The organism is Campylobacter sp. MG1, from assembly GCF_026616895.1.
GTDB lineage: Bacteria > Campylobacterota > Campylobacteria > Campylobacterales > Campylobacteraceae > Campylobacter_E.
Genome location: NZ_JANYME010000003.1, coordinates 18,232 through 34,680, shown reverse-complemented (window position 1 = coordinate 34,680; position 16,449 = coordinate 18,232). Strand labels below are relative to the sequence as shown.

The 16,449-nt window shown below is 27.5% G+C and carries 16 protein-coding genes; 13 read left to right on the top strand and 3 right to left on the bottom strand.

Going from position 1 to position 16,449, the window contains the following annotated elements; all coding sequences use genetic code 11:
• Positions 1-27: 27 nt before the first annotated feature.
• On the bottom strand, positions 28-2,559 hold the full coding sequence (locus NY022_RS03065) for an AsmA-like C-terminal domain-containing protein (protein WP_267523500.1): 2,532 nt from the start codon (positions 2,557-2,559) through the stop codon (positions 28-30).
• Between NY022_RS03065 and mltG the strand changes: the two genes are divergently transcribed.
• The 9 genes from mltG (at position 2,456) to NY022_RS03020 (ending at position 11,197) form a co-directional block, all read left to right on the top strand.
• Positions 2,456-3,454, top strand: coding sequence for an endolytic transglycosylase MltG (gene mltG / locus NY022_RS03060; protein ID WP_420707982.1), 999 nt, complete (start codon positions 2,456-2,458; stop codon positions 3,452-3,454). The two genes, NY022_RS03065 and mltG, sit on opposite strands and share 104 nt — an antisense overlap.
• A gap of 84 nt (positions 3,455-3,538) precedes the next feature.
• Positions 3,539-5,713, top strand: a complete 2,175-nt coding sequence (locus NY022_RS03055; protein WP_267523498.1) for an NADP-dependent isocitrate dehydrogenase — start codon at positions 3,539-3,541, stop codon at positions 5,711-5,713.
• A gap of 55 nt (positions 5,714-5,768) precedes the next feature.
• Positions 5,769-6,932 carry an ADP-forming succinate--CoA ligase subunit beta gene (gene sucC / locus NY022_RS03050; RefSeq protein ID WP_214118504.1) on the top strand — a complete coding sequence of 388 codons (1,164 nt, stop codon included), beginning with the start codon at positions 5,769-5,771 and terminating at the stop codon, positions 6,930-6,932.
• A gap of 9 nt (positions 6,933-6,941) precedes the next feature.
• Positions 6,942-7,811 carry a succinate--CoA ligase subunit alpha gene (sucD, locus tag NY022_RS03045; RefSeq protein WP_214118506.1) on the top strand — a complete coding sequence of 290 codons (870 nt, stop codon included), beginning with the start codon at positions 6,942-6,944 and terminating at the stop codon, positions 7,809-7,811.
• Positions 7,812-7,851: 40 nt separating this feature from the next.
• The gene (locus NY022_RS03040; protein WP_267523497.1) at positions 7,852-8,160 is read left to right on the top strand and encodes a 4Fe-4S binding protein; all 309 of its coding nucleotides are present in this window, start codon (positions 7,852-7,854) and stop codon (positions 8,158-8,160) included.
• Between the two features lie 11 nt (positions 8,161-8,171).
• Positions 8,172-9,296 carry a 2-oxoglutarate synthase subunit alpha gene (locus tag NY022_RS03035; protein WP_267523496.1) on the top strand — a complete coding sequence of 375 codons (1,125 nt, stop codon included), beginning with the start codon at positions 8,172-8,174 and terminating at the stop codon, positions 9,294-9,296.
• The gene (locus NY022_RS03030; protein WP_267523495.1) at positions 9,296-10,150 is read left to right on the top strand and encodes a 2-oxoglutarate ferredoxin oxidoreductase subunit beta; all 855 of its coding nucleotides are present in this window, start codon (positions 9,296-9,298) and stop codon (positions 10,148-10,150) included. The genes NY022_RS03035 and NY022_RS03030 overlap by 1 nt, the downstream gene beginning before the upstream one ends.
• Positions 10,147-10,701, top strand: coding sequence for a 2-oxoacid:acceptor oxidoreductase family protein (locus tag NY022_RS03025; protein ID WP_267523494.1), 555 nt, complete (start codon positions 10,147-10,149; stop codon positions 10,699-10,701). Before NY022_RS03030 ends, NY022_RS03025 begins: the two co-directional genes overlap by 4 nt.
• Positions 10,702-10,939: 238 nt before the next feature.
• Positions 10,940-11,197: a hypothetical protein gene (locus tag NY022_RS03020; protein ID WP_267523493.1), complete on the top strand. Its 258-nt coding sequence runs from the start codon at positions 10,940-10,942 to the stop codon at positions 11,195-11,197.
• Positions 11,198-11,231: 34 nt separating this feature from the next.
• Here NY022_RS03020 and tilS read toward each other — a convergent pair whose 3' ends face one another.
• Both tilS and rimO read right to left on the bottom strand, forming a co-directional pair.
• A complete protein-coding gene (gene tilS, locus NY022_RS03015; RefSeq protein WP_267523492.1) occupies positions 11,232-12,209 on the bottom strand; it encodes a tRNA lysidine(34) synthetase TilS in 978 nt (325 codons plus the stop codon).
• Positions 12,199-13,512, bottom strand: coding sequence for a 30S ribosomal protein S12 methylthiotransferase RimO (rimO, locus tag NY022_RS03010; protein WP_267523491.1), 1,314 nt, complete (start codon positions 13,510-13,512; stop codon positions 12,199-12,201). Before rimO ends, tilS begins: the two co-directional genes overlap by 11 nt.
• A gap of 79 nt (positions 13,513-13,591) precedes the next feature.
• Here rimO and prfB point away from each other — a divergent pair, with 79 nt between their 5' ends.
• From prfB to NY022_RS02985, 4 genes are read left to right on the top strand one after another with little or no spacing between them, the layout of a single operon-like run.
• A complete protein-coding gene (prfB, locus tag NY022_RS03005) occupies positions 13,592-14,698 on the top strand; it encodes a peptide chain release factor 2 (protein WP_267523490.1) in 1,107 nt (368 codons plus the stop codon).
• A 27-nt stretch (positions 14,699-14,725) separates the two neighbouring features.
• On the top strand, positions 14,726-15,193 hold the full coding sequence (locus NY022_RS03000) for a TM2 domain-containing protein (protein WP_239802949.1): 468 nt from the start codon (positions 14,726-14,728) through the stop codon (positions 15,191-15,193).
• Positions 15,190-16,053, top strand: a complete 864-nt coding sequence (locus NY022_RS09700; RefSeq protein ID WP_324287464.1) for a DnaJ domain-containing protein — start codon at positions 15,190-15,192, stop codon at positions 16,051-16,053. The genes NY022_RS03000 and NY022_RS09700 overlap by 4 nt, the downstream gene beginning before the upstream one ends.
• A complete protein-coding gene (locus NY022_RS02985; protein WP_267523489.1) occupies positions 16,050-16,448 on the top strand; it encodes a trehalose-6-phosphate synthase in 399 nt (132 codons plus the stop codon). Before NY022_RS09700 ends, NY022_RS02985 begins: the two co-directional genes overlap by 4 nt.
• Position 16,449: the final 1 nt, after the last annotated feature.

Genomic DNA, 16,449 nt, shown 5'->3' with positions numbered 1-16,449 from the left:
AAAGCTAGATTTTTTAATCTAGCTTTTTTAAAAATCTAATAGATTTTTTGGTAATGTTATTATATTTTTTATGAGATTAAATGGACTAGTTATTATATCTTTTGCTATTGATGTTTGAAATTTTAAATCATCAAGTTTACCAGTAATTTTTAATTGTGTTGCAATTTTATTATTTTTTTCTCCTATTACAATCTCTTTTACTATAGGAATGTTGCCGATGATTTTGTTCGTGCCTTTTAATGTAAAAATATTAGTTGTAATATTAGCATAGTTATTTTTTATATCAATACTACCTTTGCCGTTTGCATCTATGCTATATCCTAATATATTTATGTTATTTATATCTATGAAATCATTTTTTTTAGTAAATTCTATTGAACCTAATTTTATTCCTAATCCTGTTTTAGTAAAATTAGGTTTATTGATAGTTATTAAGCTAGGTATACTATCTATTATTGCTAGTAAATTTACATAGTTTTTTGTGTGTGCTAAACTAGCATCTTTTATATTAATAAGACCATTAAAATCATTCATATTTTTTCCACTTAAGTCTATATCTATAGTTCCAGTATTAAAAATATTTTTAGATATTATATTATTTAGCGTAGTGCCTTGTAAATTCCTAATATATGCTTGTAAAATATCATTTTTAATTAATGCTACTATAGTAGAATTATCCAGTAATTCACCTCTTATTTTTATTTCATTGTTTTTATTTATTTTAAGTTTTTTAAAATTTAATAAAAAATCATTGTATATAATTTGTGAATTATTTAAAATTAATATTAAGTTTTCATTAGAATTATTATTCATATCATTTGTTAAAATTAACATATTATTAACATTTATATTAGTATTATCTTTATCAATAACAACATTTAAATTTGTACTTTTGGTATCAACTTTTGTTTTTTCAGGATAAATACTTATATAAAAATCATCTTTTGTGTATTTATTCTCATATGAATTGATATATATTTTAGCTTCTTCAATTGTTTTGAAATTTTTATTTTTATATAAATTTAAATCAAATGTAGCATTTGTAATATTTATAAAGAAGGCATTGTCCTTATTAAATAATTCTAATTCTCCATTTTGAAAATTATATTCTTGTAATTTTTTAGAATATTTTAAAATTTTATCCAATTCTATTTTTATTTTTGCATCATTTTGTAAAATTATATCAGTATTTATATTTTTGAAAGTTAGCATTTTTGTGTTTAGGTTCAAATCAAAGTTAGCTTCGTCATTATAATTAAAATAATCATCATAATTTATTTTTAATTTTTTAATATTGATATTTCCAATATTTGAATTTGTGTCTAAAATTACACTAACATTATTGGCATTAATGTTTTTCGCATTTAAATTGCCTGTTATATTAATTATTTTATCTTTGATATTAATATTTACATTTTTAGCATCAAATGCAAAATTTTTATATTTATAACTACCGTTAGAGTTAACAATTATATTTATGTTATGCGTGTGATTATTGTTTAGTAAGATTTGTATTTTTGCATCTGAATTACCACTTGTTTGATTAATTCCTAAGCTAACTCCAAAAGCATTTATAATTTTTTCTACTTCATTATTATATAAAGTATTTTTAGCTTCTATGTTTATTAAAACATCAGGTTTTAAAATATTTTCTATGTATAATTTAAAAATATCCGCTTTTAGGTTTCCTTGACTTTTTAAATTTTCACCATCTATTAGTAATGAATATTTTTTCATAGTTATTTTAATATTATCAGCGTAAGCAATTGGTGCTTTATCATTATATCTAGCATTTACATTTGTAAAGCTTCCATCACCAAAAATACCATCTAATTCATTGTTTTTTATTGATATAGTGAAATTACCAGTGAATTTATCAAATTGAACCCTATTTATAATCCACTCATCTAAAATTGGTGGCATATATTCTTTTATTAGTGCTAAGCTTGAATTTTTATTATTTATAATTATATTTTTAAGATTTAAATTTATATCATTTTTTATATTTTCTAAAGATATATCTACACTAAAATCATCATTTGTAGTAGTTAATTTTCCATTAATTTTTGTTAATTTATTAAAAATTACATTGCCTGTAAAATTTAAATTTTTATATTGTAGTGTGTTTATGTTTGCAACTAATTCTTTAGAATATAAGTCAATACTAATATTTAAATTTAAGTCATTAGCTGATATTTTTAGTATTTTTTGATTATAAAATATTTTAAAATTATTTTCATTATTTATTATGTTATGTATATCAATTTTACTAAATAGTAACAAAACTTTTTTGTATTTTTTTAAATTTAATATAGTTTTTTTTATATCATCCATTGTTAAACTATTTTCATTATTTGCTTTTTTTATATAAACTTCATCAATATTTAAGGTTAATTTTTTATCTAATTTTAAGCTAAAATTATTGATTGATATGTTAAAAATACTTAATTTATCAATTGAAATACCATTAATTAATATGAGTACAAAGGTTAATATTAAGGCAATGAATGCAAAGGCTATTTTTAAAATTTTTTTTATTGGTTTAGATGTTTTTTTCATTATTATCCTAGCGATGTTATTTTATTTATTACAGCCTGTTAGTTCAAATTCAGTTGTTTATATTCCTAAAGGTTCTAATTCTAAGATTATAGCAAGTTTAAATAATGCAAAATTGCAATTTTCAAAATTAGATCAATATTTGTTATTGTTTTTCGGTAGCCCTCAGAGTGGTTGGATAAATATATCTAACACTAATTTATTAAGAGCTGAATTTTTACATGAGCTTACTATAAATAAAGCAGCTTTAGTAAAAATCACATTAATTCCAGGTGAAACCAGTGAATATTTTTTAAGAACAATAGTTGCTCCTAGTTTAAAATTAAACCCTGATAAATTGTTAAATGAATTGAAGTTGCAATCAAATTATAAAGAAGGTGTATTAACACCTGATACTTATTTAATACCATTAGGTATTAGTGAAGAATTGTTTATAAAATATTTATTAGAGAATACAAAAAAGCGTAATTATGAAATTAGCAAAAAAGTTTTTGGAGATTATGAAGAAAATAAATTTTATCGTTTTGTAATTGTCGCTAGTATCATACAAAAAGAAGCTGCGAATAAAGAAGAGATGCCAGTTGTAGCTAGTGTAATTTATAATAGATTAAATAAGGGTATGAAACTTCAAATGGATGGAATGCTAAATTATGGTATGAATTCTCATAATAAGGTTACACCAGAAATGATAAGGAATGATGATAGCGAGTTTAATTCATATAAAAATGAAGGACTTCCAAGTGTTGCAATTTGTAACGTTTCTACCCCTGCAATTTTAGCAGCAATTTCTCCTGAAAAGACAAATTTTTTATATTTTATGCGTGATAAAAAGACCGGTAAACACAAGTTTAACACGAATTTATCTGAACATGAAAAAGAGGTTGCAAGGCAAAGATAAATTTAAAAATTATTTTTTTTATTTACTTTTTTTTACTTTTTAAATTACATAATCGTCTTAGTAAAAATTTAAAAAGGAGACAAAATGAGTATTTATTATACATTTACGGATGAATCGCCAGCGTTAGCGACTTTTAGTTTTCTACCTATTGCTAAGGCTTTTTTAAAATATGCTAATATTGATGTTAAAGTAGCAGATATATCTTTATCAGCTAGAATACTTGCTAATTTTGGAGAATATTTAAAACCTGAGCAAAGAGTTGATGATGCTTTAGCTATGTTAGGTGAACTTGTTAAAAAAGATGGAGCAAATGTAATAAAAACTCCAAATATATCAGCTTCGATTCCGCAAATAAAGGCTTGTATTAAAGAGTTACAAGAAAAAGGTTATAATGTTCCTAACTATCCAGATGAACCTAAAAATGATGAAGAAAGAAAAATTAAAGATACATATGCAAAAGTTTTGGGTTCAGCTGTAAACCCTGTTTTAAGACAAGGAAATTCAGATAGACGCAGTACAAGAGCTGTTAAAGAATATGCAAAAGCAAATCCATATAAAACAAAAGCATTTAGTAAGGATAGTAAGAGTTGTGTAACTTGTATGAGTAGTGATGACTTTTTTTCAAATGAAAAAGCATTTAAAGTTACAAGTAATTCTAAGGCTATTATTTATAAAATAGTTAATAATGTTAAAACTGAATTAAAATCATTTGATGTTGTAAAAGATGAAATTATTGATGCTACTTTTATGAATGTTGCAAAGCTTGATGAGTTTTATGATAAGCAAATTGAGTATTGCAAAAAGGAAAATATTTTATTTTCGCTTCATTTAAAAGCAACAATGATGAAGGTAAGTGACCCTGTATTATTCGCACATGCATTAAAAGTATATTTTAAGGACTTATTTGCTGAATTTAGTGATGAATTTACAAAATTAGGTGTAAATCCTAATAATGGATTAAAAGAACTTTTAGCTAAAGTTGAAAATTCAAGTAAAAAAGATGAAATATTAAAAAGATATAATGAAATTTTAAATACTCGTGCACCTATTTCAATGGTAAATTCTGATAATGGAATTACTAACCTTCATGTTCCAAGCGATGTTATTGTGGATGCTTCAATGCCTGCAATGCTTAAAAATGGTGCTAAATTATGGGATAAAAATGGTGATGAAATGGATACAAATGCCGTTATTCCTGATCAAACATATGCTACAATTTATCAAGCAGTTTTAGATGATATGAGAGTAAATGGTGCGATAAATCCTAGTAAAGTAGGTTCAGTTAGTAATGTTGGTTTGATGGCTAAAAAAGCTCAAGAATATGGCTCACATGATAAAACTTTTATAGCTGATAGTGATGCTACTTATGTGGTTGAAATTGATGACAAGGTAGTTTTAAGTCATAATGTGAAAAAAGGCGATATATATAGAGTAAATCAAGCTAAGCCTGATGCTATTGAAAACTGGATTAAATTAGCAGAACAAAGATGTGCTGATAGCGGTGAAGAAGGTATTTTTTGGTTAGATGAAAAAAGAGCTAGTAATAAAATTTTAGCTGATTTAGTAAGAGATAGATTAGGTAATAAATATTTAATTTTAAATCCATACGATGCTTGCAAAAAAAGTTTAGAAATAATTAGAAGTGGTAAAAATTGTATATCAATTACAGGTAATGTTTTAAGAGATTATTTAACAGACCTTTTCCCAATACTTGAATTAGGAACAAGTGCGAAAATGCTTTCAATAGTTCCAATGCTAAATGGCGGAGCTATGTTTGAAACAGGTGCTGGTGGTTCAGCTCCAAAACAAGTTGAGCAAGTGATGGTAGAAAATCATTTAAGATGGGATAGCTTAGGTGAATTTTTAGCATTACAAAGTTCTTTAGAATACGAAGCTAAAAAAAATAATCCTAAGGCTAAAGTCTTAGCAGAGGCTTTTGATGAAGCTATTTCTATGTATTTAGAAGAAAATAAAGCACCTAGTAGAAAAGTAAAAGAAAATGATAATAGAACAAGTCATTTCTTTTTTGCAAAATATTTAGCAAATTCTTTAGCAAAACAAGATGCTGATAAAGAAATTCAAGTTAAATTTATGGAAGTAGCAGATAAGATAAATGCTAATAGCGATAAAATTTTTGCAGAATATATGCAAGCTGAAGGAAAGCCAGTTGACTTAGGTGGTTACTATGATTTAGGTGAAAAAGCTGATAAATTAATGAGACCTAGTATTACATTTAATGATATAATAAAATCAATTTAATATTTTTAAGAAAGGTTTTTTAAACCTTTCTTTTTATAAAAGATAAGGAGAAAATATGAATATACACGAATATCAAGCAAAAGAAATTTTTGCTAAATTTGGTGTGCCTACTTTAAAAGGTAAGGTTGCATTTAGTGTTGAAGAAGCTGTTGCAAACGCAAAAGAATTAGGTGGAAGTGTTTGGGCTGTAAAAGCTCAAATCCACGCTGGTGGTCGTGGTTTAGGTGGCGGTGTAAAAATCGCTAAGAATTTAGATGAAGTTAAAATGTATGCTGAAAAAATATTAGGTATGAACCTTGTAACTCATCAAACAGGACCAGAAGGAAAACTTGTTAGAAAACTTTATATTGAAAGTGGTGCAAATATTGCTAAAGAATATTATTTAGCACTATTATTTAATAGAATGGAAGAAAAAATCACAATCATTGCTTCAAGTGAAGGTGGTATGGATATAGAAAAAGTTGCAGCAGAGCAACCTGAAAAAATAGCAAAAGTTACAATTGACCCTGCAATTGGCTTTAAAATGTTTCACGGACTTGAAGTAGTAAAAGTTTTAGGTCTAAATAAAGATGAAGGTAAAAAATTAATAACATTTATAGATAAATTATATAAATTATATTTAGCAAAAGATGCAAATTTAGTAGAAATTAACCCATTAATCAAAACTGCAGAAGGCGAGTTTTTCGCACTTGATGCTAAGATGAGTTTTGATGATAGTGGTCTTTATAGAAATCCAGATATTGCAGAATTAAAAGATGAAACAGAAGAAAACCCAGCAGAGCTAGAAGCTAGTAAATATGGTTTAAGTTATGTAAAACTTGATGGCGATGTGGCTTGTATGGTAAATGGTGCAGGTCTAGCAATGGCTACAATGGATATTATTAATTATAGTGGCTGCAAACCAGCAAACTTCTTAGATGTTGGTGGTGGAGCAAGTGCTGAAACCGTTGCAAAAGCATTTGAGATTATTATGAGAGATAAGAATGTAAAAGTAATTTTCATAAATATTTTTGGTGGTATCGTAAGATGTGATAGAATTGCAAATGGTGTTTTAGAAGCTACAAAAACAACTAAAATTGATATTCCTGTAGTAGTTCGCTTAGATGGAACAAACGCTAAAGAAGCAAAAGAAATTCTAGATAATTCAGGTCTTAAAAATATTCACGCAGCAACAGATTTTGCAAATGGTGCTGAAATTGTAAAAAGCTTAGTAAAGTAAGGAGAAAAAATGAGTATATTAGTAAATAAAAATACAAAAGTAATAGTTCAAGGCTTTACAGGTAAAGAAGCTACATTTCACGCAGAACAATGTATTGCTTATGGCACAAATATAGTTGGTGGTGTAACTCCATTTAAAGGTGGAGAAACTCATTTAGGAAAGCCTGTATTTGATACGGTTAAAGAAGCAGTTAGTAAAACTGGTGCTGATACAAGTTTAATTTTCGTTCCTCCTTTTGCTGTTGGAGATAGTATCATTGAAGCTGCTGATGCAGGAATTAAACTTGCAGTAGTAATCACAGAACATACTCCTGTAAAAGATATGATGTTTGCAAAAGCTTATGCAAATAAAAAAGGTATGAAAATCATTGGACCAAACTGCCCAGGAATTATCACTGCAGATGAATGTAAATTAGGAATTATGCCAGGCTTTATATTTAAAAAAGGAAATATAGGTGTAATTTCTAAAAGTGGAACTTTAACTTATGAAGCAGCAAATCAAGTTGTTTTAGGTGGTTATGGAATTACAACTGCAGTTGGAATTGGAGGAGACCCAATCATAGGTCTTGCTTATAAAGAATTATTAGCTGAATTTGAAAAAGATAGCGAAACTAAAGCTATAGTTATGATAGGTGAAATTGGTGGAAGCTTAGAAGTTGAAGCTGCTAAATTTATAAAAGAAAATATCACAAAACCTGTTGTAGCATTTATAGCAGGTGCAACTGCTCCAAAAGGTAAAAGAATGGGTCACGCAGGTGCTATTGTAGGAAGTGCTGACGAAAGTGCTGCTGCTAAAAAAGAAGCTTTAAAAAGCTATGGAGTTCATGTAGTTGATTCTCCTGCAGATATCGGTAAAAAAATCAAAGAAATTTTAAAATAATTAAAGCCTAGATAATCTAGGCTTATGAAAGGAAAATAAAATGGATATGAAGGCTCCAGAAAATACACCTGTATGGGTGAATGAGAGTAATTGTAAAGCCTGTAATTTATGTGTTAGCTATTGTCCATCTGGTGCAATTGCTATGAGAGATGAACCTACGGCAGTTCTAGGAAAAATGATAGAAGTAATTCATCCAGAAAATTGCATAGGTTGTAAAGATTGTGAGTTACATTGCCCTGATTTTGCTATTTATGTAGCAAATCCTAAAGAATTTAAATTTGCAAAACTTACTGCTGAAAATAAAGAATTAGCAGCAAAGATAAAAGCAAATAATTTTCAAAAACTATAAAGAGGGTAAATATGAGAGAAGTTATATCAACTGGAAATAATTTAATTGCGCAAGCTGCAATTGATTGTGGCTGTAATTTTTTTGGTGGTTATCCTATCACTCCTAGTAGTGAGATAGCTCATGAATTAAGCCATATGTTACCAAAAGCTGGTGGAACGTTCATTCAAATGGAAGATGAAATTGCTGGAATTAGTGTAGCATTAGGTGCAGCTATGAGTGGTGCAAAAGCAATGACTGCAAGTAGTGGTCCTGGAATTAGTTTAAAGGCTGAACAAATAGGACTTGCATATATAGCTGAAATTCCAATCGTAATAGTAAATGTTATGCGTGGTGGTCCATCAACTGGTCTTCCAACTCGTGTTGCACAAGGTGATTTGTTTCAAGCAAAAAGTCCAAGCCATGGAGATATGGCAAATATTGCTATTGCACCTGCTAGTCTTGAAGAAAGTTATAATTTAACAGTTACAGCATTTAATTATGCTAATAAATATTCAACCCCAGTATTTTTATTGATGGACGAAACGGTTGGACATATGAATGGTAAAGCAAGTTTACCAGATATAAAAGATTTGAAAATAGAACCACGCCGTGAATTTACGGGAGACCCAAAAGACTATAAACCTTACAAAGCCGATATGGACGAACCTGCTACACTAAATCCTTTTTTCAAAGGTTATCGCTATCATATAACTGGTCTTCATCATGGAGATATAGGTTTTCCAACTGAAGATGGAAAAATAGTTGATTATAATATGAGAAGACTTATAGGTAAAGTAAAAAATAAAGTAGATGAAATTTCTTTATATGAAGAATATATGTTAGATGATGCCGATATTTGTATTATTGCTTATGGTAGTGTTTCTCGTGCTGCAAAAGAAGCAATTACAAGACTTAGAGCAGATGGAATAAAGGTTGGTATGTTTAGACCAATTACTTTATATCCGGTTCATGAGAAAAAAATAGCGCAAGTTTGCTCAAGATTTAAGAAAATTTTAGTAACAGAATTAAATATGGGACAATATTTAGAAGAAATTCAAAGAGCAAGTAAGAGAGATGATTTCGCTACTTTACATAGAGCAAATGGTCGTCCTATAACACCTAGTGAAGTAGTAGCTAAAGTAAAGGAGAGTTTCTAATGGCTTTTAGTTATAATGAATATTTAAGAGTAGATAAAATGCCTACACAATGGTGTTGGGGATGTGGTGATGGTGTTGTTTTAAAATGTATAATTCGTGCTATTGAGAAAATTGGTTGGAGTATGGATGATGTATGTTTATTAAGTGGTATTGGCTGTAGTGGTCGTATGAGTTCATATGTAAATTGTAATACAGTTCATACAACTCATGGTCGTGCACTTGCTTACGCAACTGGTGTTAAATTAGCTAATCCAACTAAACATGTAATAGTTGTAACTGGAGATGGTGATACAACTGCAATTGGTGGTAATCATTTAATTCATGCTGCTAGACGCAATATTGATGTGACGCATATTATGATTAATAACTTTATTTATGGACTTACAAATTCTCAAACAAGTCCAATGACACCACAAGGATTTTATACCGTTACAGCTCAATTTGGTAATATTGACCCAAATTTTGATGCTTGTGAATTAGTAAAAGCAGCTGGTGCAAGTTTTGTTGCTCGTGGTAATATTATTGAAGCTAATAAACTTGAAAATATGATTTATAAAGCATTAGCTCATAAAGGTTATAGCTTTATTGATTGTTTTAGTAACTGCCATATTAATTTAGGTCGTAAAAATAAAATGGGAGAGGCAGTTCAAACTCTTGACTGGATTAAGGGTATGGTTGTTGATAAGGCTCAATTTGAAAAATTAAGTGATGAGGAGAAAATTGGTAAATTTCCTAGTGGAATTCTTTATGAAAACAAAGCTAAAGCAGAATATTGTGAGGCTTATGAGGAAGTTCGCCGTGCAGCTAGAGAAAAAAGAATGGTTGATTTAAATGCCTTAGGAGGTGCTAAATGAAACATCAGTTAAGATTTGGTGGAGAAGGCGGTCAAGGTGTAATTACCGCTGGCGAGATTTTAGCAGCTGCTTGGATAGAACAAGGTGGATATGCAATTAAGGCTAGTACATATACATCTCAAGTTCGTGGTGGTCCAACTAAGGTTGATATTATTTTAGACGATAATGAAATTTTGTTTCCTTATGCAGTAGAAGGTGAAATTACATTTATGCTTTCAACTGCACAAAAAGGTTATAAAGGTTTTAAAGATGGCGTTTGTGAAGGCGGGATAATAGTGGTTGAACCAAATTTAGTAAAACCAAGTGAAGAAGATAGAAAAAAATTTAAAATACTTGAAATTCCGATTATTACAATAGCTAAAGATGAAGTTGGAAATGTGGCTACTCAATCAGTTGTTGCACTTGCTATAGCTGTTTATATGAGTAAATGTATGGATATTCAAAAAGTAAAAGAAGTTATGTTAAGCCATGTGCCACCAAAAACTCGTGATGCAAATGCTAAGGCTTATGATTTAGGTATTAAATACGCAAAAGAAGCTTTAGGAGAATAAATTTAAGCCCTTTTATAAGGGCTATTTATTTTTTTTAAAGTTATTATTTATGTGTAATATTATTTTGTATATTTTATATTAACTTTAAGTATATTTATAAAAATATTATTAAACTTAGTTTGAAAAATTTTAAAATTTAAATAATATTTATTAATAAATTTATAATAAAACAATAATTTATATATTGAAATTTACTAATTTTGGATATTACTTAATAATTTACAAAGGATTTATGGTTATGAAATTTAGTAAAATAGATTTTTTTATTTATATATCAAATGTTGCTTTTTATTTTTATTGTGTTTTTATATTTAAATATTTTACTATATATTCACCATTAGATATTGTTGCTAATTCTATTTTAATTCTTGCATGTGTTGCTTATTATTTTTATTTATATTTAAAAAATGAATTAACTTTCAATTCATTTTTTGTTTTTACCATAACCTCTTTTGTTTTAGTAAATATTTTACTTTATGGAAGTATTATTTTGTAATTTATATTTTAAAATGAAATTTAAATTATTTGTTTTAAAATTTATTGATTATATTTTTTATTTCGCTTATTGAAATTTGATTTTTACTTAAGAAAAATCTTAATTTATTTGGTACTTTTTCTTTTCTGTATAATTCTTTTTCGTTTTTATTTAGTTTGCAATTAGTTTTTAAAAAAACAAAGAAAGTATCTAAATAGACACATACACAAACACTATTTTTACCAAAAAATAATTCTGATTCATTGTTTTCTTTAAGTAAATTTTGCAATTCGCTTTTTTGTTTAGCTGAGCTTATAAATCCTAATTTTTTAATAGCTTTATCTATAGAATTTATATTTTTTGTAATTAATAAATTTTTATATTCCTTAGTTGTGCCTAAAAAATCAAATTTATCATTTTCTAAATATGAAAAACTTTTTTTTATTCCATTTGAATAACTTTTTATAAATTCGTTTGCATAATTTAGCCTAATTTCATTTCTTTTATATTTGGTATTAAAATTACTTTCATCTTGAAAATACTCATAATTATTTTCATTTAAATACAGCATAATTTCATCTTTGCTTACATTTATTAAAGGGCGAATTATTTTATAATTTTTTCTATTATCAATACCATTAAAACCAAGCAAATTACAAAGCCCTGCACCTTTTGCAAACTGCATTAAAAACCATTCAAATCTATCATTTAAATTATGAGCTATTATTAAATTATCATAATTACACATAAGCTCATCAAAAAATTCATATCTAAAATTTCTAGCATTATTTTCAAAATTATTTTGTGCTAGGCTTGCGTGTTTTATATAAATATTTTTTCCATATTTGTTTGCTAAATTTCTAGCTTTTTCTTCTTCTTTATTGGAATTTATTCTTGTGTGATAATTTACTAAGCACAAATCAAACTCGCAATTATTTAGCAAAGCATAAAAAAGTGCCGTGCTATCAGTCCCGTGTGAAAATGCTAAAAGGTTTTTTTTACCTTTTAGCTCTTCTAAATATTCAATTCTCATAGCGTCTAATTGCAGTTGCTATTAGTGTTTTTTCATGCACTTGAGTGATTTTACACACTATTAAATCACCCACTTTTAGCTCTCCTATCTCACTTTCATTTATTAAGATTTCTCCATCTATATCTCTATCAAATAAAAGTGGCTTAGCACCTATAAAAAACTCGCCTTCGCTAGATTCTCCTAAACAACTTGCTATTATTTCTTGATTTAGCATTTTTTCAAAACTTGCATTGATTTTAGCATCTACGATTTTTTCAATCTTTTTTAGCCTACTTTTAATAGTATTTGCATTGATTTGTTGCATTGAGTAAGCGGCGGTATCTTCTTCTTTTGAATAAGCAAACACGCTAATTCTATCAAAATCAAATTCTTTAATAAACTCGCATAAATCTTCAAAATCTTCTTCACTTTCTCCTGGGTGTCCTACGATAAAACCAGTTCTTAAAAAGCTATTAGGAGCTGCTCTCATTTGCTCTAAAAAGCTAATAGCCTTAGCCTTATCATAGCCACGCTTCATAATTTTTAATAATTTATCGCTTGAGTGTTGAAGTGGCATATCAAAGTAATTCACAAATACTTTTGAGTTAATTATTTTAGTAATTAAACTAGGCTTAATTGAGCTTGGATATAGGTATAAAATTCTAGCAGCCTTTATGCCTTCAATTTTTTCAATTTCTGAAATTAAATTCTCTAAACCATCGTTAATTTTTAAGTCTTTTAAATAAGAGCTTGTATCTTGAGCAATGAATGAAAAATCATAAAATCCCCTAGCAACTAAGCCTTTAACTTCAGCTACTACATCATCTATTGGGCGAGATTTTAACTTGCCTTTAAATGTAGGAATAGCACAAAAGCTACAGGTTTGATTGCAGCCTTCAGCGATTTTTATATAAGCGTGAGTATTTGAGCCTGTTATTACTCTTTGAGTATTTGCGTCTTGTAAATATACAAAATCTCTAAATCTACTTTCACGACTTGCTATTAATTCATCAATTTTTGCATACTCGCTAACTCCTGCAAATAAATCAACTTCGGGTAATTCTTTAACCAATTCATCTTTATATCTTTGCATTAAGCAGCCAGTTACTACTAAAATTGAGCCTTTTTTTCTAATTTCGTGTAGTTCTAAAATAGCATTAATACTTTCAATTTTTGCACTTTTTATAAAGCCACAAGTATTTACTATCAATACATCAGCTTCACTTGCTTCATTAGTAATTTCGTATTCTTTTAAGCGACCTAGCATAATTTCACTATCAACTAAGTTTTTATTACAGCCTAAACTTTGTAAAAATAATTTCATTTAAATTCCTTTAAAAAAGCTATTATCTTAATAAATTTTAGCTAAGATTTGCCTTTAAAATACAATTACGGAGCAAAATTTGGATAATTATGAATTTAGTAAATTATTAAAAGAATTACAAATAAAACTTGACAATATAGAAAAAATAATCAAACCAAACGAGGCAAAAGAAAGAATAAAAGAAATAGAAAAAGAGCAAGAAGACCCAGCATTATGGGCTGATGCAAAAAGAGCAGCCGAGCTTGGTAAAGAAAAAACTAAATTAAATCAATTAGTATCAAAATATGAAATTGCAAATAGTGAATTAGTAGGCACTAGTGAGTTGTTTGAACTTGCGGTAAAAGAAAATGATTATGAGACTTTAGAAGCTTTATTTATAGATAGTCCTAATTTAGAAGAAACTATTAAAAGTCTTGAAATATCAATGCTTTTAAGTGGAGAAAACGATACTAAAAACGCAATTATTAATATTCACCCAGGAGCAGGTGGAACGGAGAGTAATGATTGGGCGAGTATTGTTTATAGAATGTATTTGAGATTTTGTGAAAGAGAAGGCTTTAAAGTTGAAACACTAGATTATCAAGAAGGCGATGAAGCAGGGATAAAAGATGTTAGCTTTGTTGCTCGTGGATTTAATGCTTATGGGTATTTTAAGGCTGAACACGGGGTTCATAGACTTATAAGAATTAGTCCATTTGATAGTAATGCTAGACGCCATACTAGTTTTTGTAGTGTAATTGTTGCACCTGAAATTGATGATGATATAGAAATTGAAATTGAAGAAAAAGATATAAGAATAGATTATTATAGAGCAAGTGGTGCGGGTGGTCAGCATGTAAATAAGACAGAAAGTGCAGTAAGAATTACTCATATTCCAACAGGAATTGTAGTGCAATGTCAAAACGATAGAAGTCAGCATAAAAACAAAGCCACAGCTTATAAAATGCTTCGTTCAAGATTATATGAACTTGAGATGCAAAAACTAAATGATGGAAAAGATACAGGAGGAGTTGGTGAAAATAGTTTCGGGCATCAAATTCGCTCGTATGTTTTAGCTCCTTTTCAGCAAGTAAAAGATACTAGAAGCAATGAAGCATTTAGCCAAGTTGATGCGATACTTGATGGCGATATTAAAAAAATGATAGAAGGTGTATTAATTGCTCAAAAGGATAGCAGCGAAGATTGATTATTGTGATAAACATAAAGGATTATCGTGGATACAGCCCAAAAACTATTTTTAAATAACAAAATTAAAGATATCAATTTGCTTAGCTTAGAAGATAAGCAAATTGATATAAATAAGCTTAGTGAAATAAAACTAAAAGAACCAAAAATAGGACTAATATTAGGGATATTTTTTGGTATTTTAGGAGCTGATAGATTTTATAAAGGAGATGGATTTTTAGGATTTATTAAGTTTATTTTGTTTTTTATTTCTCATTTTTGTTTATTATTTGTTTTACATATTCCACTTGCAATGCTTTTTTATTCTGGACCTGATGCACCGCCACCTCCATTTATTTTGCAATCAAAAATATATTTAAATATAGTTGCTTTTTCTTTTATTTTGATATGGTTTATATTTATTATTTGGGTTATATTAGATTGGTTTTTAGTCTATCGTGGGATAAAAAAGGATAATTTCCAAAAGATTTTAAGTGTTATAAAGGAAGAAAATTGAATATATTTTTATTATTAATAATAATTTTAGCAATTATAGGATTTATTACAGGTAAGGGTATTATTAGAACCATAATATCATTTTTTGCGATAATATTAGGGACTATTTTAACAGCGATTTTAGGGCTTATTGGAGCAATTTTATTACCTTTATTTTTTAAAGGAAATATATTAAACAATCAATTTACTAAAATGAAAGGCGGATATGCTGAATACCTAGTCGCACTTATTGCAAAAATAGCTAAACTTGATGGAGTAATTTCGCCTAAAGAAGCTGAATTTATAAAATTAATACTAGATAATAATTCTTATAATTTAGTTGAGCGTGAGAGATTAAAAAAGGTTTTTAAAGAAGCTAAAGAAAATCCAGAAAATTATAGAATAGTTGCACAAGAGCTTAAAAATAATTTTATTTTAAGCAAAAATGAAAAGCTTAATATTATGCAAAGTTTGCTTTATTGTGCGAGTATTGATGGTTTTAGTGAAAAAAAGATTTTTGCTTTAAGAGAGATTGCTGAAATTTTTGGAATTTCTAGTGATTTTGAAGAATTTATTAATATTTATAATTATCAAAAAACATATAACCAAGGTTATTATAGACAAAATTATAATCAAGATTATGGAAAATATCAAAATAGACAAAGCCAACAAAAGGCTAGAAAAGACCCTTATGAAGTATTAGGGCTTAGCAAAAATGCTAGTCTTATTGAGGTTAAGGCAGCATATAGAAAACTAGCTAAAAAATATCACCCTGATGTATTAAATACTAAAAATTTAAACGAAAATGAGCTAAAGGCTTGTATAGATAAATTTCATGAGATTAACGAAGCTTATGAGACATTAAAAGAAAAGCTTAAATGAAAGAATTTATATTAATTTTTATACATTTATATTCAGTAATTGTTTTTGTGGGTTATGTATTTTTTGATTGTGTTATTTGTGCAAAAATTGAAAATATGAATAAATTTAAAAAAGCATATTTTAAGAGTTCAGGGATAATTTATGCTATTAGCTTTATTTTACTAATTTTCACTGGAATAATGATAGCTATAGATAAATTTCATTTATTTTCTAATGTTTCAAAGATTATTTTTGTTATTAAAATTTTATTAATTATTTTTATGATAGCTATTACAATTATAAGCATAATAATTCTAAAAAGAAATAAAAATTCAAATAATTTTTTAGTAAAAAAAGCTCATATAATAGCTCTAATTTTATGTTTTTTAATAGTTTTATTGGCTAAATTATTATAAA